General features: G+C 63.8%; 14 protein-coding genes. 8 read left to right on the top strand and 6 right to left on the bottom strand.

Annotation, left to right across the window (positions count from 1 at the left end; translation table 11 throughout):
• Positions 1–162: 162 nt before the first annotated feature.
• A complete protein-coding gene (dxs, locus tag FHX10_RS25150) occupies positions 163–2,079 on the top strand; it encodes a 1-deoxy-D-xylulose-5-phosphate synthase (RefSeq protein WP_097542842.1) in 1,917 nt (638 codons plus the stop codon).
• 230 nt (positions 2,080–2,309) lie between these two features.
• Here the strand turns inward: dxs and FHX10_RS25145 are convergent, their stop codons facing one another.
• Both FHX10_RS25145 and FHX10_RS25140 read right to left on the bottom strand, forming a co-directional pair.
• Positions 2,310–4,247 carry a methyl-accepting chemotaxis protein gene (locus tag FHX10_RS25145; protein WP_184390477.1) on the bottom strand — a complete coding sequence of 646 codons (1,938 nt, stop codon included), beginning with the start codon at positions 4,245–4,247 and terminating at the stop codon, positions 2,310–2,312.
• Positions 4,248–4,465: 218 nt separating this feature from the next.
• Positions 4,466–5,503, bottom strand: a complete 1,038-nt coding sequence (locus tag FHX10_RS25140; protein WP_246781257.1) for a DUF4424 domain-containing protein — start codon at positions 5,501–5,503, stop codon at positions 4,466–4,468.
• 93 nt (positions 5,504–5,596) lie between these two features.
• Between FHX10_RS25140 and FHX10_RS25135 the strand changes: the two genes are divergently transcribed.
• From FHX10_RS25135 to FHX10_RS25125, 3 genes are read left to right on the top strand one after another with little or no spacing between them, the layout of a single operon-like run.
• Complete coding sequence (locus FHX10_RS25135; RefSeq protein ID WP_246781256.1) at positions 5,597–6,382, top strand: TlyA family RNA methyltransferase; 786 nt, start codon at positions 5,597–5,599, stop codon at positions 6,380–6,382.
• Positions 6,379–7,629 carry a class I SAM-dependent RNA methyltransferase gene (locus FHX10_RS25130; RefSeq protein ID WP_184390474.1) on the top strand — a complete coding sequence of 417 codons (1,251 nt, stop codon included), beginning with the start codon at positions 6,379–6,381 and terminating at the stop codon, positions 7,627–7,629. Before FHX10_RS25135 ends, FHX10_RS25130 begins: the two co-directional genes overlap by 4 nt.
• Positions 7,630–7,631: 2 nt before the next feature.
• Positions 7,632–8,642 carry an MBL fold metallo-hydrolase gene (locus FHX10_RS25125; protein WP_097622952.1) on the top strand — a complete coding sequence of 337 codons (1,011 nt, stop codon included), beginning with the start codon at positions 7,632–7,634 and terminating at the stop codon, positions 8,640–8,642.
• 20 nt (positions 8,643–8,662) lie between these two features.
• Here FHX10_RS25125 and FHX10_RS25120 read toward each other — a convergent pair whose 3' ends face one another.
• A complete protein-coding gene (locus FHX10_RS25120) occupies positions 8,663–9,418 on the bottom strand; it encodes a crotonase/enoyl-CoA hydratase family protein (RefSeq protein WP_028757663.1) in 756 nt (251 codons plus the stop codon).
• Between the two features lie 9 nt (positions 9,419–9,427).
• Positions 9,428–11,206 (bottom strand): acyl-CoA dehydrogenase, encoded by a 1,779-nt coding sequence (locus FHX10_RS25115; protein ID WP_184390471.1) that lies wholly within the window; start codon positions 11,204–11,206, stop codon positions 9,428–9,430.
• A 211-nt stretch (positions 11,207–11,417) separates the two neighbouring features.
• Here FHX10_RS25115 and FHX10_RS25110 point away from each other — a divergent pair, with 211 nt between their 5' ends.
• Positions 11,418–12,413, top strand: a complete 996-nt coding sequence (locus tag FHX10_RS25110; RefSeq protein WP_028757705.1) for a transporter — start codon at positions 11,418–11,420, stop codon at positions 12,411–12,413.
• A 295-nt stretch (positions 12,414–12,708) separates the two neighbouring features.
• Here FHX10_RS25110 and FHX10_RS25105 read toward each other — a convergent pair whose 3' ends face one another.
• Together FHX10_RS25105 and FHX10_RS25100 are read right to left on the bottom strand one after the other, a co-directional pair.
• Positions 12,709–13,179 carry a BA14K family protein gene (locus tag FHX10_RS25105; protein ID WP_028757704.1) on the bottom strand — a complete coding sequence of 157 codons (471 nt, stop codon included), beginning with the start codon at positions 13,177–13,179 and terminating at the stop codon, positions 12,709–12,711.
• Positions 13,180–13,325: 146 nt separating this feature from the next.
• Positions 13,326–14,570, bottom strand: coding sequence for an aromatic ring-hydroxylating oxygenase subunit alpha (locus FHX10_RS25100; RefSeq protein WP_028756678.1), 1,245 nt, complete (start codon positions 14,568–14,570; stop codon positions 13,326–13,328).
• A 430-nt stretch (positions 14,571–15,000) separates the two neighbouring features.
• Here FHX10_RS25100 and FHX10_RS25095 point away from each other — a divergent pair, with 430 nt between their 5' ends.
• The 3 genes from FHX10_RS25095 to FHX10_RS25085 all read left to right on the top strand — a co-directional run bounded on the left by FHX10_RS25095 (position 15,001) and on the right by FHX10_RS25085 (position 18,145).
• On the top strand, positions 15,001–15,609 hold the full coding sequence (locus FHX10_RS25095; protein WP_028756679.1) for a DUF6656 family protein: 609 nt from the start codon (positions 15,001–15,003) through the stop codon (positions 15,607–15,609).
• A gap of 62 nt (positions 15,610–15,671) precedes the next feature.
• Positions 15,672–16,646 carry an L-threonylcarbamoyladenylate synthase gene (locus tag FHX10_RS25090; protein ID WP_028756680.1) on the top strand — a complete coding sequence of 325 codons (975 nt, stop codon included), beginning with the start codon at positions 15,672–15,674 and terminating at the stop codon, positions 16,644–16,646.
• A gap of 62 nt (positions 16,647–16,708) precedes the next feature.
• A complete protein-coding gene (locus FHX10_RS25085) occupies positions 16,709–18,145 on the top strand; it encodes an FAD-binding oxidoreductase (protein WP_028756681.1) in 1,437 nt (478 codons plus the stop codon).
• Positions 18,146–18,189 lie beyond the last annotated feature (44 nt).

Here is an 18,189-nt window from a genome sequence, read left to right as displayed (position 1 = left end):
TTCGATTAACCACAGAAATAGAGCGTGATATCGTGCAAAACTGCTCACACTTTTCAGCGTCATGCTCTAGGGTGAAAACCTTCGGTTCCTGAAATGCACTTGTTTTGCCGCAATCTAATCGAATAAAGCGGAACAAGGAAAAGCAAGAAAGAGCGCCCGCCCGTGACACAACTGCCGAAGACCCCCCTGCTCGACCAGGTCATCTATCCCGCCGACCTGCGCAAGCTCGAGGATCGCGACCTGCCGCAGCTCGCCCGCGAAGTCCGGGACGAGATGATCGATGCGGTGTCGCGTACCGGCGGTCATCTCGGGGCCGGTCTTGGCGTCGTCGAACTGACGATCGCCATCCACAGCGTCTTCGACACGCCTGACGACCGGCTGATCTTCGATGTCGGCCATCAATGTTATCCGCACAAGATCCTCACCGGCCGGCGCGACCGCATCCGCACGCTGCGTCAGGAAGACGGGCTGTCCGGCTTCACCCGCCGGGCCGAGAGCGAATATGATCCCTTCGGGGCGGCGCATTCCTCGACCTCGATCTCGGCCGGCCTCGGCATGGCGATTGCCGCCGATCTCGACAAGACCGATCGCCGGGTCATCGCCGTCATCGGCGACGGGGCGATGTCGGCCGGCATGGCCTATGAGGCGCTGAACAATGCCGGCGCGCTCGATGCCCGGCTGATCGTCATCCTCAACGACAACGACATGTCGATCGCGCCGCCGACCGGCGCGATGAGCGCCTATCTCGCCCGCCTCGCCTCGGGCCGCACCTATATGGGCTTCCGCGATCTCGGCAAGAAGCTGACGGCCTATCTCGGCAAGAACATCGACCGGGCGATCACCCGCGCCGTCGAGCATGCGCGCGGCTATGTCACCGGCGGCACGATGTTCGAAGAGATGGGCTTCTACCATATCGGCCCGATCGACGGGCATTCCTTCGACCACCTGCTGCCCGTGTTGCGCAATGTGCGCGACAATGGCCGAGGACCGGTGCTGATCCACGTCGTCACCCAGAAGGGCAAGGGCTATCCGCCGGCGGAAGCAGCTGCCGACAAATATCACGGCGTCAACAAGTTCGACGTCATCACCGGCGCCCAGGCCAGGGTCAAGCCGAATGCGCCGAGCTATACCAGCGTCTTTGCCGAAGCGCTGGTGCAGGAGGCTGCGCTCGACGACAAGATCGTCGGCATCACCGCCGCCATGCCGAATGGTACCGGCCTCGACAAGCTCGCCGAGCTCTTTCCGTCTCGCTGCTTCGATGTCGGCATCGCCGAACAGCATGCCGTGACCTTCGCCGCCGGCCTTGCGGCGGAAGGCTACAAGCCCTTCGCCGCCCTCTACTCCACCTTCCTGCAGCGCGCCTACGACCAGGTCGTGCACGACGTGGCGATCCAGGGACTGCCGGTGCGTTTTCCGATCGACCGCGCCGGCTTCGTCGGCGCCGACGGGCCGACCCATGCCGGCTCTTTCGACACCGCCTTCCTCACCACCCTGCCCGGCTTCGTGGTGATGGCGGCCGCCGATGAGGCCGAACTCAAGCACATGGTGCGCACGGCTGTCGCCTATGATGCCGGGCCGATCTCGTTCCGCTATCCGCGCGGCGAAGGCGTCGGCGTCGACATGCCGGCGCGCGGCGAAATCCTGCAGATCGGCAAGGGCCGCATCGTCAAGGAAGGCACCAAGGTAGCGCTGCTCTCCTTCGGCACAAGGCTGGCCGATTGTCTGCTCGCCGCCGAGGATCTCGATGCCGCGGGGCTGTCGACGACGGTCGCCGATGCGCGCTTCGCCAAGCCGCTCGATCACGAGCTGATCCGCCAGCTTGCCCGCCACCACGAGATCGTCATCACCGTCGAAGAAGGCTCGATCGGCGGCTTCGGCAGCCATGTGATGCACTTCCTCGCCAACGAAGGCCTGCTCGACAACGGCCTGAAACTGCGCTCGCTCGTCATGCCCGACATCTGGATGGAGCAGGCCAAGCCCGAAGCGATGAACGCGCATGCGGGCCTCGACCGCGCCGGCATCGTCTCGACGGTGTTCAAGGCGCTGGGGCGCGGTGTCGCGGTTGGGGTTGCTGGGTAGCCGAGGCTACGTGAGGGCGTGCCGTGTGGCCCCCTCATCCGCCCTACGGGCACCTTCTCCCCGAGGGGAGAAGAGGGAATCGAAACGTCGCCGCAAAACTCTTCTCCCCTCGGGGAGAAGGTGCCGGCAGGCGGATGAGGGTGCCACCAAGCAGGTCATCTCAATAGAAAAAGGCGGCGCATCACTGCACCGCCCCTTTGTTCAACGTGCCTTTCCGAAGAAAGCGCTTCTCAGAACTCCGTCCACTCTTCCTGAACGGCAGCCGCGGCGCTCGCCTGCCTGCCGCCGAAGGCCTTGGCGACGGTGCGGGTGAGAGCGTGGGCCGGAGAGGCGACCGGGCGGGCGTTTGCGCCGGCAACGGTTGCCCGCGGCGCCGGGGCTGCCTCGCCGAGCTTGAACTGGCGCAGCAGTTCGTCGAGGGCGTTTGCCTCCTGGGCGAGCGCATGGCTTGCCGCGGTCTGCTCCTCGACCATGGCGGCATTCTGCTGCGTGCCCTGGTCCATGTTGTTGACGGCGGTGTTGATCTCCTGCAGGCCGATCGACTGTTCGCGGGTGGCGGTGACGATGGCGTTGACGTGGTGGTTGATCTCCTGCACCTCGGAAACGATCGCTTGCAGCGCCTTGCCGGTCTCGCCGACGAGCGAGACGCCGGCGACGACCTGTTCGCCCGAGGTGGTGATCAAAGCCTTGATCTCCTTGGCGGCCTTGGCCGAACGCTGGGCGAGTTCGCGCACTTCCTGGGCGACGACGGCAAAGCCCTTGCCGGCATCGCCGGCGCGCGCTGCCTCGACGCCTGCGTTCAGAGCCAAGAGGTTGGTCTGGAAGGCGATGTCGTCGATGACGCCGATGATGTTGGAGATTTCGCCCGAGGACTTCTCGATCTGCTGCATGGCGGAGACCGCCTTGCGGACGACTTCACCTGATTTTTCGGCGCCGAGGCGGGTGCGCTCGACGAGATTGCCGACATCCTCGGCGCGCTTGGCGCTGTCGCGCACGGTCGTCGTCACTTCCTCGAGCGCTGCGGCAGTCTCTTCGACGGCGGCAGCCTGCTGCTCGGTGCGGTGGGCGAGATCGTCGGCGGCCGAGCGGATTTCGCCGGCGCCGGCATTGATCGCCGAGGCGTTGCGGCCGACCGACTGCAGAGCGGCCTGCAGCTTTTCGACGGCCTGGTTGAAGTCATTGCGCAGGCTGTCATATTGTGCGGCGAACGGCGTCTGGATACGACCGGCCATATCGCCATTGGCAAGCTCGGCAAGGCCGCCCGCCAGAGCGTCGATGGCATGGCGGAGCTCGCCTTCCTCGCGCGCCTTCTGCTCGTCGTTTGCCCGGCGCTGGCGCTCGGCGTCATCGCGCATGCGGTCGGTCTCGCCGGCAAGGCGCAGCTTCTCGATCGCAGCCTGCTTGAAGACCAGCACCGACTGGGCCATGCGGCCGATTTCGTCGCCGCGCTCGACCGCCGGAACCTCGATGTCGTTCTGACCGCCGGCAAGGCGATCCATGGCCGCGGTCATGCCGACGACCGGGCGGACGATGGTGCGCGACATCAGCCAGGCGAGCACGGCAGCGGCCAGCGAGGCGAGGATGCCGCCGGCAAGCAGCGTCGTCTTCAGATCGCGGTTGGCATCGGCGCGGACCGCGGCGAGCGCATTCGACTTTTCACGGGCGCTGGCCTTGATCTTGGCGGAGGCCTGGCGGAAGCCGTCGAGCTGGCCCTTGGCGGCGTTGACGCCGATCTTGACGACCTCTTCAATCGGCATGTCGGTTTCCTTGCGCGCCTTGGTCTGCGGCTCGGCCAGTTCATGGAAATAGAGGTCGGCGGCCTTCTGCATGCCGTCGATCATCTCGACCAGCTGCGGCTCGCCAGCGGCCGTCTGCTTGGCGGCGGCAATCGCCTTCAGCATGCGCTCGCGATTGGCGAAGACATCGCCATAGGTGCTGTCACTGCGGAAAAGGATGAAGCCGCGCAGATTGACGGCCTGTTCGAGCATCGCCTGCAGCGCATCGTCGATCTGGTTGACGAGCAGCTCGGACTTTTCCTGCTCGGCGGAAGCGGCCGCCGACGCCGTCGCCTTGGAATAAACGAAAGCGGAAACGGCGACAAAAATGAGGATGAGGGCTGCGAACGTGGCCGCAAGCTTACCGTTCAAGGATATGTTTTTGGCGGACATCGGTGATTTCTCCTGACGACAGTCGACGCAGCGAAAGGCGGGTGGCGCGAAAGGCGCAACCGCAGGGACTTCTGAACCTGAGAACATGATTGGCGATAGGACGCCGGCGCCGTCATGGCACGAAACAGTTCGGACGAACCGCTGCAATCAAGCCAAACCTATGCGGACGGGCTTTAAATTTGTTTAAATTTGTGCGCTGCGGCGGTCGGGGCCGCTGATTATTGCGCCGCCTCCGGCGGATTGAGGATCAGGATATCGAAATCCTTCGCGGGATCGAAATCCTCAGCCGTCATCCGGAAGGTCGTCGGACCGATCTTCTGCACGTTGCTGCCGCAGAAGCTGATGAGGCTGGCGGGCTTGCCCTTGTCGATCGTCAGCTGGAAGCGCCGGATCGGCCCCGCCCAGTTGGCGCCGGTCGACAGCACATAGGAGATCCAGCTTTCGGTATAGTTCGCCCCTCCAGCCTCGGCTTCCCTGGCCCGCTGCTGGGCAACCCTGACGAAATCTCCGTCCAGACAGTATTTGCGGGAATATTCCTCGAAGCGTTCGCCCTTCGGCTCGCCATTTTCGAGAAAGCTGATGGCGACTGTGCCGCCGACGGCCGGCTTGTAACGATGCTCGACGCTGACCTTCTTCTTCGCCGGAAAGGTGGTGCGCCACCAATAGGTCGAGCGCAGCGTCCAGAGCGGCATGAGATCGCCCCCGGCATCGCCCGCACCCATGGAATAGATCAGGCCGCGGGCGATCCAGTCCTTGCGGACGGCTTCGGGAAGCTTGGCGAGCGCCTCGGCGGTCTTCTGGCTGTAGGGCAGGACAGGAATGCCGTGTTTGGCGAACTCGTCGGTGACGTCGATGCCGAGCGAGACGACGCGCTGCTGCAGTTTGGCACTGATCGGCCTGCCATCCTGCACGGTGGAGAAATGCAGGAAATTGTCGCTGTCATAATCTGAGATGGCTGAGATGTTGTCGATCTGGCCCGTGATGTCAGGCATCGGGAAGGCGACCAGGCTTTCGACATCCTTGTCGGAGCTGTTCTCGAAGACATAGTCGACCCGCACTTCCGAAGCGGAGATGAAAAGATCCTCTTGCGCCATGCTGACATCGTCGGATTGGGCGAAGATCAGCCCGCCGGTCTTGACCTCGGCCATCGTATCGTTCGCAAATGCGGGCGATGCTATCCCCGCCGCGACAAGCCCCGCAGCGATAGGCCCCACCGCGACAGGCCCCACGACAGGCAGAGTGAAGAGCTTCAGCATAAAACACCCCCGTGTCTGCGGCCCGCCCCGCGATCGCCGCGGCAGGATTATCGCCGAAAGCTTTTGAGGGTCAATGACGCTCTTGGGAACAAAATGCTTGCAACCGGCGGCTTTGCCGGTCATTCACAGCCGATGTCCGATCAAAACAGTCAACGTCTCGACCAGCTTCTCGTCTCCCGCGGCCTTTTCGCCAGCCGCTCGCGCGCCCGCGACGCCGTCCAGCGCGGCACCGTCAGGATCGGCGGCCAGGTGGTAACCAAAGCCGGCGCGCCGTTCGGCGAGCATGCCGTCATCGAGATCGACGATCCGGCGCAGGACTATGTCTCGCGCGCCGCGCTGAAGCTTGCCGCCGCGCTCGAGCATTTCCGGCTCGATCCCGCCGGTCATCACTGTCTCGATATCGGCGCTTCCACCGGCGGCTTCACCGAGGTGCTGCTGCAACGGGGCGCCGTCCATGTCACCGCGATCGATGTCGGCCATGGGCAGATGCATCCGCGCATATCAGGCGACCCGCGCGTGACCAGCAAGGAAGGCCTCAACGCCCGCAACCTGACGGCAGATGATATCGGCCATCCCGCCACCTTCATCGTTTCCGACGTCTCCTTCATCTCGCTGAAGCTGGCGCTGGCGCCGGCGCTGGAGATCGCCGAGCCGGGTGCTATCGCCGTGCTGCTCGTCAAGCCGCAGTTCGAGGCCGGGCGCGAGGCGATCGGCAAGGGCGGACTGCTGAAGGATCCCGCCTCGGCGCCCGCCGTCGCGGCCGAACTGCAGCGCTGGTTCATCGAGGACATGGGCTGGAACAGCCTCGGCCTCATCCCCTCCCCGATTTCCGGCGGCGACGGCAATCAGGAATTCCTTCTGGCAGGATTGAAACCGTGAGCACCGAAACCGTCACGATCGAAAAACTCGGCGCCCAGGGCGACGGCATCGCCAGCAATGCCGGCGGACCTGTCTATGTGCCCTTCTCCCTGCCCGGGGAAACGGTGGCGATCGCCCGCGTCAAGAGCCAGGGCACGATCATGTCGATCACCACGCCCTCGCCCGACCGGCAGGAGCCGCCCTGCCGGCATTTCGGCCCGGACGGCCTGAACGGCACCTGCGGCGGCTGCACGCTGCAGCACCTGGCAGATGCCCCCTACCGCGCCTTCAAGCGCCAGCTGGTCATCGACGCGCTGAAATCGAAAGGGCTGACACCCGAGGTCGGCGAGATCGTTCCGGCCCGCCCTGGCGAACGGCGGCGCGTGGTGTTTGCGGCACGCAAGACCGAGAAGGACATGCTGATCGGCTTCAACCAGGCCGAAAGCCATCATATCGTCGCGATCGAGGAGTGTCCGATCTCGTCGGCAGGGATCATCGCCCGGCTGCCGGCGATCAGGGCGATTGCCGCATCGCTGGCGACCAATGCCGAGCCTTTCCGGATCTCCGTGCTCGAAACGCTTTCCGGCCTCGATATCTCGGTCGACGAGGTGAAGAAACTCTCCGACCCGCAGCGGCGCAAGGCGGTGGAGACGGTGCTCAGCCTGCGCGGCATCGCCCGCGTTTCGCTGAACGGCGAAATCCTCATCGAGCCGTCGAAGCCGCTGGTCGATTTCGGCGGCATCCAGGTTTCGCCGCCGCCGGGCGGTTTCACACAGGCAACGAAGCCGGCGGAACAGGCGATGGCGCAGCTGGTGCTCGCTCATGTCGGCAAGGCGAAACGGATCGCCGATCTGTTTGCCGGCGCCGGCACGTTTTCGCTGCAGCTGGCGCGGATCGGCCGCGTGCATGCCGTCGAAGCCGAGGCAAAGGCGCTCGCAGCCCTTGATCACGCCGCCCGCAATACGCAGGGGCTGAAGCCGGTCAGCGTCGAAAAGCGCGATCTCTTCCGCCGTGCCCTGATGACGCAGGAGTTCAAGCCCTTTGACGCCGTCGTCTTCGATCCGCCGCGCGCCGGCGCCGAGTTCCAGTGCAAGGAGCTTGCCCGCTCAGGCGTGAAGAAGATCGCGGCCGTCAGCTGCAATCCGCTGACGCTGGCGCGCGACCTCGCGATCCTCGTCGAGGGCGGTTACCGGATCACTGGCGTAACGCCGATCGACCAGTTCCTCTGGACCTCGCATGTCGAGGTGGTGGCGACACTGGAGAAATAGGCGTGCCTGTCGGAAAGACCAAAAGGCGCAACCCCTACTATAACGGCCCGGTGTCCGATCATTTCGACGGCACGCATTTCTTCAATCCCGACGGCATCGAGCCCCTTGGTTTCCGCGATCTGCTGCGCTGGCAATTCGGCGGTGGCCGTCAGCGTTGGCCGCAATCGGTCCCAAGTCCGTACCCGGCGGCCAAGCCGGATCCATGCGTGGACGGCGAGGATCTAAGGGTGACCATGGTTGGTCATGCAACACTGCTCGTGCAGGTCGCTGGGCTCAACATCCTCACCGACCCGGTGTGGTCGGAACGCGCAAGTCCCTTCGCTTTTGCCGGACCCAAGCGCGTCGTCCCACCAGGCATCGCGTTCGATGATTTGCCGCCAATCGATCTCGTGCTGGTATCGCACAATCACTATGATCATCTCGATATCGCAACGCTCAGGCGGTTGGCTGCGAAGCATCGGCCGCGTGTCGTGACGCCACTCGGCAATGACACGATCATTCGCCGTGCCGTGCCCGATATACAGACGACATCGATGGACTGGGGCGAGCGCATTTCCCATGCCGGAATAAGCATTGATGCAGAGCCGGCACACCATTGGTCCGCGCGCGGAACCACCGATCGCCGGATGGCACTCTGGGCGTCATTCGTTTTGTCGACTCCAGCCGGAAAAATTTATCACGTCGGAGATACGGGCTTTCACCACGGCATCAATTACAAAGCGGCACAGCGGAAACATGGCAGCTTTCGCTTGGCTATTTTACCCTTCGGCGCATATGAGCCGCGCTGGTTCATGAAAGGGCAGCACCAGAATCCGCGGGAGGCGGTGATGGGGATGAAGTTGGCAAATGCGGCCTATGTGGCCGGGCATCACTTCGCCACGTTCCAACTGACAAATGAATCGGTCGACGCGCCGGCAAGAGCGTTGCAAGACGCAATGAGCGAGCATGATATTCCCCCGGAACGGTTTCGGCCGCTCAGGGCCGGCGAAGTATTCAATGTGCCGGCTGCCTGAGAAACTATGTCAGGCGACGCTTAGCGGCGCATGAAGGCTTCGAAGGCCGCCCGGGCCTCGGCGCTTTTCAGCCGCGCGGAGAAATAGCGGGCCTCCTCGTCTATCCGGGCGATGATCTCGCCACGATCGCCGCGAATAAGATCGCGGGCGATGCGCAGCGCCTCCGGCGGCTTGGCCGCGAGCTTTGCAGCCAGGCCAAGCGTCAGTGAATCGACCTCGCCTGGCTCGACAACCTTCCAGACCAGACCGGCTTGCCTTGCCTCCTCGGCCGAAAATGCTTCGCCGGCGGCCAGCATGGCGAAGGCGCGCTGATGACCCATCAGCCGCGGCGCGACGAGGCTGGAACCGGCCTCCGGCACCAGCGCCAGATCGACGAAGGGCGTGCGGAACTGGCTGCGGCTGGAGGCGATGGTCAGGTCGCAATGGAGATGGATCGTCGTGCCGATGCCGACCGCCAGACCATCAACGCCGGAGACGACGGGTTTTTCGGCATTCACCAGCGCATAGAGGAAATCGAGGATCTCCTGCTCCAGGCCGCGGCCGCCCATTGCGGCAGCGAGAAAATCGTTCAGGTCGTTGCCGGCCGAGAAGCAGCCTTCGGTGCCGAGAAAGGCGGTGGCGCGGATGCCGGGATCGGCATTGGCCGCATTCAAAGCATCGGCCATGATGCGGTACATGGGGCGGGTGATGGCGTTCTTCTTTTCCGGCCGGTTGAAGCGGATGGACTGGACGCCGGGATAAGCGGAAGGCTGCTCGACGATGATGTGGTCGGTCATGGGGTCTCCTCAGGCAAGCAGGATGCGGGCGGCGGCAAGGCTTGCCGCGCCATTGACGACCCGGTCGCGAAGGGCTGCGGTCTCGGCGAGCAGGTTTTCGGCAGAGAAGCGGCAGAGCGCGATGCGGCCCTCACCTGCGCCATCGGCGGCCTCGGCGAGAGCGCCCTTGGCGAGGTAACAGCCGGTCAGCACGAGGCCGAAGAGGCGCTGATAGGGCGTCGCGCCCGAGAGCGCCTCGGCGGCCCTCTCCTCGGCAAGCGCCTTCATCAGCCAGGCGGTCGTCTGTTCGAGATCGACGATCGCGGCATCGAGCCGCACGGCAGTCTCGCCGAAACCATCGAGATTGGAGCCGCGGACGTTATCGGCGATCTGCTGAAGTTCGGCGACGAAGCCCTTCACCTGCTCGCCGCCGGAGAGCGGCAGCTTGCGGGTGACGAGGTCGATCGCCTGGATGCCGTTGGTGCCCTCATAGATCGGGGCGATGCGGGCATCGCGGAGATAACGCGCCGCGCCTGTCTCCTCGATGAAGCCCATGCCGCCATGCACCTGAATGCCGAGCGAGGCGACGTCGACGCCGGCATCGGTCGAAAAGGATTTGGCGATCGGCGTCAGCAAAGCGGCGCGCTCCTGCCAGTGGCGACGATCGTCACCGGCGCGATGGGACATGTCGATCGCGTGAGCGCAGGCATAGGAGATGGCGCGTGCCCCTTGGGTCAGCGCCTTCATGGTCAGAAGCATGCGGGCGACATCGGGATGGTCGACGATCGGGCTCATGCCGGCGCTGGTTGAACCCGGCGCCCTGCCCTGGGTGCGTTCCCTGGCATAGGCGACTGCTTTCTGGGTGGCGGCCTCCGAGATCGCCACGCCCTGCATGCCGACGGCAAGGCGGGCGTTGTTCATCATCGTGAACATGCAGGCCAGTCCCTTGTTCTCCTCGCCGACCAGCCATCCGACAGCGCCTTTTTCACTGCCGAATTTTCCGTCGCCATAGATCATCGTGCAGGTCGGCGAACCATGGATACCGAGCTTGTGCTCCAGCGAATGGCAGAAGAGATCGTTGCGGGGCCCAAGCGTTCCGTCATCGTTGACCAGGAATTTCGGCACCAGGAAGAGCGAGATGCCGCGCGTGCCGGCCGGCGCGTCCGGCAACCGGGCCAGCACCAGATGGATGATGTTGTCGGCCGCGTCATGTTCGCCCCAGGTGATGAAGATCTTCTGGCCGAACAGACGGTAGCTGCCGTCATCGCGGCGCTCGGCGCGGGCCTTCAGCACGCCGAGATCGGAGCCGGCATGCGGCTCGGTCAGGTTCATGGTGCCGGTCCATTCGCCTGACACCATCTTCTCCAGATATTTGTCTTTCAGCGCAGCGCTGCCATGGGTGCTGACCGCCTCGATGGCGCCCATCGTCAGCGTCGGGGCGAGCGCAAAGGCCATGGAGCCGGAGTTCCACATTTCCAGCGCCGCGACATTCAGCATATGCGGCAGCGCCTGGCCGCCAAACGCCTCGGGGGCGGTCAGTCCGTTCCAGCCGCCGGCGATCCAATTGCGATAGAGATCGCGCCAGCCATCCGGCAGCCGGACTTCGCCGCCCTCCAGACGGGCGCCCTGGCGGTCTCCGATGTCGGCGAGAGGCGCCACTTCCTCTGTGGCAAAACGTCCCGCCTCGGCCAGGATGGCGTCGACGAGATCCTCGCCGAGATCACCGAGCAGCCCTTGTGACATCGCCTCGCCCATGCCCGCTACGTGCTTCAACGTGAACGCGATTTCCTCGACGGGCGCCTTGTACATGCTCTTTTCCTCCGCAGACGGCCTCGCACCCCAGCAAAGCCCCTCCGAGGCAAGGGCTAATTGATTTTTACGTAAACGTCAATTTCGATTTCTTTGGCTGCCATGTGATAGTTTGCCTGAACATGGCGCTTGGCTCTTGCACCCTTGCGCAAATGAACGTCATGAAGACACTTTAAAGAACGATATCGCCTTCGCAAAGGATCGGCGACCAATGGATACATTGCCCGTCACCATACCCGGTTTCGTCTGGGCCTATCGTTTCTCGCCCGACGAAAAGACCGCGGTGCGACTAAACAATAGTGCGACGGTGGCGGAACTGACCGCCGACAACTGTTTCTACTGGCTGCACCTCAACCTCGTCGACGCCCGGGTGCCGGCCTTGCTCGAAACCCTGGACGGGTTGACGGAGGATGCGAAATCGGCGCTGACGACGCGGGATACGCATGCGGCCATCACCGTCGACGAGCAGATGCTCTATGGCACGCTCGTCGATTGCCAGCGCGATTTCGCCCAGGACACCAACAATCTCGGCTGGCTGCATTTCGCCATGTCCGATCGCTTCATCATCACCACGCGGCTGCAGCCGCTGCGCAGCGTCGAACGGGCGCGGGCGCTGATCGAGAAGAACCCGGGCAAATTTTCGCGGCCGGTCGATCTGTTCGAACTGCTGGTGATCGAATTCCAGCGCACGCTGATTACGATCGTCATCGAACTCACCGAAGAGCTGAACCAGATCGAGGATATCGTCTACGACAACGCGCCGCGCGACGAACGCCGGCGCTTAGCGCCTGTGCGGCGAACCGTGGTCAGGCTGCATCGGCATCTGCGCACGGTGCTGGCGCTGATGCGCCGTGCGGCGGCGGCCGACGACGACGAGATGCCCTTCGGCTTCGACGATGTGGCGCGGCGCCTGACCAGCCGGCTGGAAACGGTCGACCACGATATCTATGCGCTGCAGGACCGGGCGCGCCTGCTGCACGAAGAAATCGATTCGAAACAATCCTCCGAAACCAATCGCCACCTCTATCTGCTGTCGATCATGACGGCCTTCCTGCTGCCGCCGACCCTGGTGACCGGTTTCTTCGGCATGAACACCGCCAACCTGCCCTTCGCCGTCGGCGACTACGGCACCGAATACGCCGTCGCCCTGATCGTCGCGTCCATTGCGTTTGCCTGGTGGCTGCTGCGGCGGGTGGATATTCTTTGAGGCGGAAGCGTTTGGCGTGACTGGCGGGGGAAGCTTGGGTTCGCTATCCATCACACGTCGCGGAACTTGCCACAGAGCTCGCCCCACCCTCCGTCATCCTCGGGCCTCACCCGAGGATCCATGTGGGCCTCCATCAGCAGCGAGCACGGATCCTCGGCTCAAGGCCGAGGATGACGGAGGGTGGGGGAACGCTCCAGCCAAACTCGCCGCCGATGCAGCGAATGGCGCGGTGTTACGACTACCACATCACACCGCATTGACACGGAGCGATCGAAAGCGCGGCGCGCTTCCTGCCTCAATACGGCGAATAGCACTGCTGGCGCGGGCCGTTATAGGGCTGGAACGTATTGTCGTAGGCGCGATAGGACCTATAGCGGTTGGCGCACCAGGCGACGTGGCTTGAACCCATGCGGGGCGCGGGCTCGACGTAACGCGGCTGGGCGACGATGGCGCCGCCGATGACTGCGCCGGCGCCGAAGGCGGCGAGCGGATACCAGTAGCCGTTATAATGGCGATAGCCCGGGCGATAATAGGAATATCCGCGATAGCCGCCGTAGTAGCCGGGCCGGTAATAGGCGCCGGGGCGATAGCCGGGCCGGTAATAATCGCGGCGATAATAACGGCGGTACTGGACGTCCTCGACCGCCGAGGATTTTTCCACCTGCGGAGCGGTCGGCATCTGGATGGCCTGCGACGGCGCAAAGCCCGTCAGAACGACGGCGGCGGCCAGAACTGCGGTTGCAATCTTGTTTCTCAGCCCGATCATTGTTTTCTCCCATTCAACAGCGAGCACCGCCTGCCTAGCAACGCTTTTGCCCCTGAATGGTTCCAAAAGCCGCCGGGACCGGCAGCTTCCTTTTAGAGAATCCGAACTGAACCGGACATTAACCGCCCGGCTCAGCCAGTGTGCGTTCAGGCAACGGCCGAGATTTTCGCCTGGTCGCCCTGCAGACGGTTCACCATGAAGTTCGAATACCATTCGAGGAACTGCATGACGCCGCCTTCATGCAGCGACGAATAGGGGCCGGGCTCATAGGCGGGCGAGTGAATGCCGAAGGCGTTTTCCTCGACGATCCGGCGATCCTGGTCGTTGGTCTCGGTCCAGACGTGGGTCAGTTCCTCGAGATTGTAATCCACGCCTTCGACGGCGTCCTTGTGGACGAGCCACTTGGTCGTCACCGCCGTCTCGTTGGCGCTGAGCGGCAGCACGCGGAAGGAGATGGCGTGGTCACCGAGCAGGTGGTTCCAGGTCGTCGGGTAGTGGAAGAGCAGCATGGTGCCGATATGGCTGATCGAGATATCGTCGGCGAGCGGGCGCTTGACGGCGCGCTTGCCCGACATGGTGTAGCTTTCGGCATCTTCGATCAGCGGCATGCGGGCGGTGCGGAACTGGCCGTCCGGCGAAATCTGGAACTTGCTCGGCAGGCCGGCAGCCTCGCAGCGCGCCCAATGGCCGGCGATCTCCGGATCGTCGGCGCCGCCATCCGTGCCGGTGACACTCGGGGCTTCGGGATAGGTGCGGCAGAGTTCGGGATGATTGGCGGCGCAGTGATAGCACTCGCGGTTGTTTTCCCAGACGAGCTTCCAGTTGCCCTTCTCGATGATCGTGCTCTGGAAGGCGACCTTGCTCTCGCTGATCCGGTGCGGCGCGACATAGGGTTCGATCTTGTCGCGCACCGGCTGGAAATCCGGGGCGGTGTTGGCAAGGCAGATGAAGACATAGCCTGCGACGACTTCGCAATGGACGGGTTTCAGATTGAAGCCGGTCTTGTCGAAATCATCGCCCATGTGGCGGGCGAAGGCGAGCTTGCCTTCGAGATCATAGGTCCACTGATGGTAGGGGCAGACGAGCCGCACGGAGGAGCCGTGCTCCTTGGTGCAGACGCGCGAGCCACGATGGCGACAGCTGTTGTGGAAGGCGCGGATGACATTGTCTTTGCCGCGGACGATGACGACGGGGTAGCTGCCGATCTGGACGGTGAAATAGGCGCCCGGCTTCGGCAGTTCGCAATCATGGCCGATGAACAGCCAGTCGCGATAATAGATCATCTCCATGTCGAGCTGGAAATAATCCTCGTCTATGTAGAACGGCTGTTCGAGGCTGAAGCCCTCACGGCGGCTCTTGAGCTGACGCAAAACGTTGCTGCGAATATCCATCTTCATGTCCTCGTGCACCCGGTTGCCACCCTCGAACAGAGGGCTGGCGGAAGCGCGCCCGCTTCCTTCTCCTTCGGGAGAATTGTTCATGGCGCCATTTAATCACCGAGCATGGTTGCCGCTTGGTTGTAATGCGACATCGGCTTCGAAATTGACGACAGGATGCGGCAAGGCTTGAAGCGGCTCATCCCGGTCGATCACATCGCCCGACTCTCATCGTCCGACTCTCCGGGCAATTATCCTCAATTGCGACATGGCGTAAAGAGCCGTCACGCAAGAGGTCGGCTGCCTGACATCGATCGCCGTCGCGTTTGCGACATCTGCCGGCGCCTGCCGGTCAGCCGGCCGGCCACCGGGTCATTTTTAACATCGCCTTAAGCATACCGTCCTATCCTTCTAACGATTACCGACCGACCGTAGAACGCGAACCATGGCCAAACTCCGTTATTTCGACGCGAAAGATGCGAGCAGATCGCAGGAGCCGCAGCTGATTGCCGCGCATTCCGAATTCCTGCGCACCGGCCGCATCCCCCGCGACCGGCGCCACTGGCTGGCAGAGGAAAAGCGCTATCTCACCCATGATGAGGTCGCCGCAAAGACCGCGCGCAAGCTGCAGGTGGCCGGCGAGAAGACGCATCAGCACATCAACGGCTTTCACCACTCGATCCAGTTTCCGAAGATGATCTTCCACCGGACGCTGGAGGACAGCCCGCATCTCGGCTATTGCCACGTCACCGCCTCGCGGACGAAATTCGCCCATTACGAGGACGTGAGCTGGGCTTTCTACATCGCCAATTTCTATTCCGACATCGGCGAGAACGACAATTTCTTCGAGCGCATCGATGTCGGCTATTCCCGCATGTATTTCGCCGTCGCCATCAAACCGGGCGAGAACTCCACGGAAAAGATGACCATCGACCGGTCGGTGCGCGGCAACGGCTTGCTCTTCCGCACCCATGATCCGCAGGCAGCGATCCGCAACATCCTCCTGCTCGGCGCCCGCAACGAACAGCTGCGCGAAATCATCCGGCAGCTATAAGGCGATTGATCGGCGCCGACGGAAAGCCTAATGACTGCCGGGGCTAATTTATCGGGCAGGACATGGCGCGCATAATCGACATAAAGGCAGACAGGCAGGCAGCGATCGAAGCAGCCTCAGCCGCTCTTGCCGACGGCTTTGCCATCGCCATCCCGACCGAGACCGTCTACGGCCTTGCAGCCGACGCCACCAATCCTGTCGCCATTACCCGCATCTACGAGACAAAGGGACGGCCGCGTTTCAATCCGCTGATCTGCCATATGGCCGATCTGGCGATGGCCGAAGAACATGCCGAATTCGACCCGCTCTCGCGGGCGCTCGCTGCGGCCTTCTGGCCCGGGCCGCTGACGCTGGTGCTGCCGCTGAAGCCTGATAGTCCGATCCATTCGCTGGCGACCGCCGGGCTCGACAGCGTCGGCGTCCGTGTGCCGGAAGGGTTTGCCGGCGCGTTGATCGCCGCCTTCGGACGGCCGCTCGCAGCCCCCAGCGCCAATACGTCGGGCGGGATCAGCGCCACGAGTGCCGCCCATGTCGACGCCGATCTCGGCGCGCGGATCCCGTTGATCCTCGATGCAGGCCCAAGTGCTGTCGGCGTCGAATCGACGATCGTCAAGGCAGAGGGCGCCCGGCTGCGGCTGCTTCGCCCGGGTGGACTGGCGGCGCGCGAGATCGAGCGCGTCGCGGGCCAGCCGCTGCTGCGTGCGAAAACGGCCTCGGCGGCAATCGAGGCGCCAGGCATGCTCGCCTCGCATTACGCGCCGGGCGCTTCCGTGCGCCTCAATGCGACGGCGGTGGAACCCGGCGAAGCGCTGATCGCCTTCGGCAGCGCGGCGGTCTCCGGCGCCAACGGCGCGCGGATCGTCCTCGACCTCAGCCCGCGCGGCGATCTCGCCGAGGCGGCGGCCAATCTTTTCGACTACATGAAGCGGGCCGATGCCAGCGGGGCATCGAGCATCGCCTTTTCGCCGATTCCCGAAGAGGGGCTCGGCGAAGCGATCAACGACCGCCTGCAGCGGGCAGCCGCACCCCGCGACTGAAAGACCTGGATTGGCCCGGACGACCGCTTTGCGGTCGCCTTGAGAATGGAGGATCGAGCCCGATGAGCAGCCCCAGCATTTCCACCGAACTGCTCGACCGCTTCGTCGCCATCGTCGGCGAAAAATACGCGCTTCGCGGCGAGGCCGATCTGGCGCCGCATCTGATCGAAAACCGCGGGCTCTATCGCGGCTCCTCCCCTCTCCTCCTGAAGCCCGGCTCGGTCGAGGAAGTCTCTGATATCATGAAGCTTGCGACCGCGACCGGAACGGCGATCGTGCCGCAGACCGGCAATACCGGCCTCGTCGGCGGCCAGACGCCGCGTGCCGGCAAGTGCGATATCATCCTGTCGCTCGAGCGCATGAACAGGATCCGCGATGTCGATCCGGTGGCGAACGTGCTGGTCGCCGATGGCGGCGCCATCCTGGCCGAGGTGCAGAAGGCAGCCGAGGCGCATGGGCGGCTGTTTCCGCTGTCGCTCGGCTCCGAGGGCTCCTGCCGCATCGGCGGCAATCTATCCACCAATGCCGGCGGCACGGCCGTGCTTGCCTATGGCAATATGCGCCAGCTCTGCCTCGGCCTCGAAGTGGTGCTGCCGACCGGCGAAATCTGGGACGGGTTGCGCCGCCTGAAGAAGGACAATACCGGCTACGATCTGCGCGATCTCTTCATCGGCGCCGAAGGCACGCTCGGCATCATCACCGGCGCCGTGCTGAAGCTCTTCCCGCAGCCGCTCGGCCATCAGGTGGCATTTGCCGGCCTGAATTCGGTCGAGGATGCGCTTGCCCTCTTCAACCTGGCCTCCAGCCTCTGCGGCACCTCGCTCACCGGTTTCGAGCTGATGCCGCGTTTCGGCGTCGAGATCACCACGCGCCATATCGATGGCGTGCGCGATCCGCTGGATGCCGCTTATCCCTGGTACGTGCTGATCGACATTTCGACCTCGGACTCGACCGAGACGGCGGAGCGGATGATGAACGGCGTGCTGGAACAGGGGTTTGGGGCCGGGCTGGTGCTGGATGCCGCAATCGCCGCCTCCGTGGCGCAGCAGAAGGCGATCTGGCACATGCGCGAGAGCATGTCGGATGCCCAGAAGCCGGAAGGCGGGTCGATCAAGCACGATGTCTCCGTGCCGGTGTCGAGGATCCCGCATTTCATGGCCGAGGCCGCAGAAGCAGTGATGGCGGCGATGCCGGGCGCCCGCATCTGCGCCTTCGGCCATATGGGCGACGGCAATATCCATTACAATATTTCCCAGCCGGTCGGCGCCGACAAGGCCGCCTTCATCGCCCGCTGGCGCGAAATGAACCATATCGTGCATGGGCTGGTGCTCGCTCATGGCGGCTCGATCTCGGCCGAGCACGGCATCGGTCAGCTGAAGCGCGACGAACTGGCGGCAATCCGCCCAGTGATCGAAATCGAGCTGATGCGCCGCATCAAGCGCGCCTTCGACCCCGCCAATATCATGAACCCGGACAAGGTCGTCAGCCTCGAGCCGTGAGGTCGGCGAGACCGGCCCTCATCCGGCTGCCGCCATCGACCGGG

The organism is Rhizobium sp. BK591 (genome assembly GCF_014195045.1).
GTDB classification, from domain to species: Bacteria; Pseudomonadota; Alphaproteobacteria; order Rhizobiales; family Rhizobiaceae; genus Rhizobium; species Rhizobium anhuiense.
This window is presented reverse-complemented; position numbering and strand designations above follow the sequence as displayed.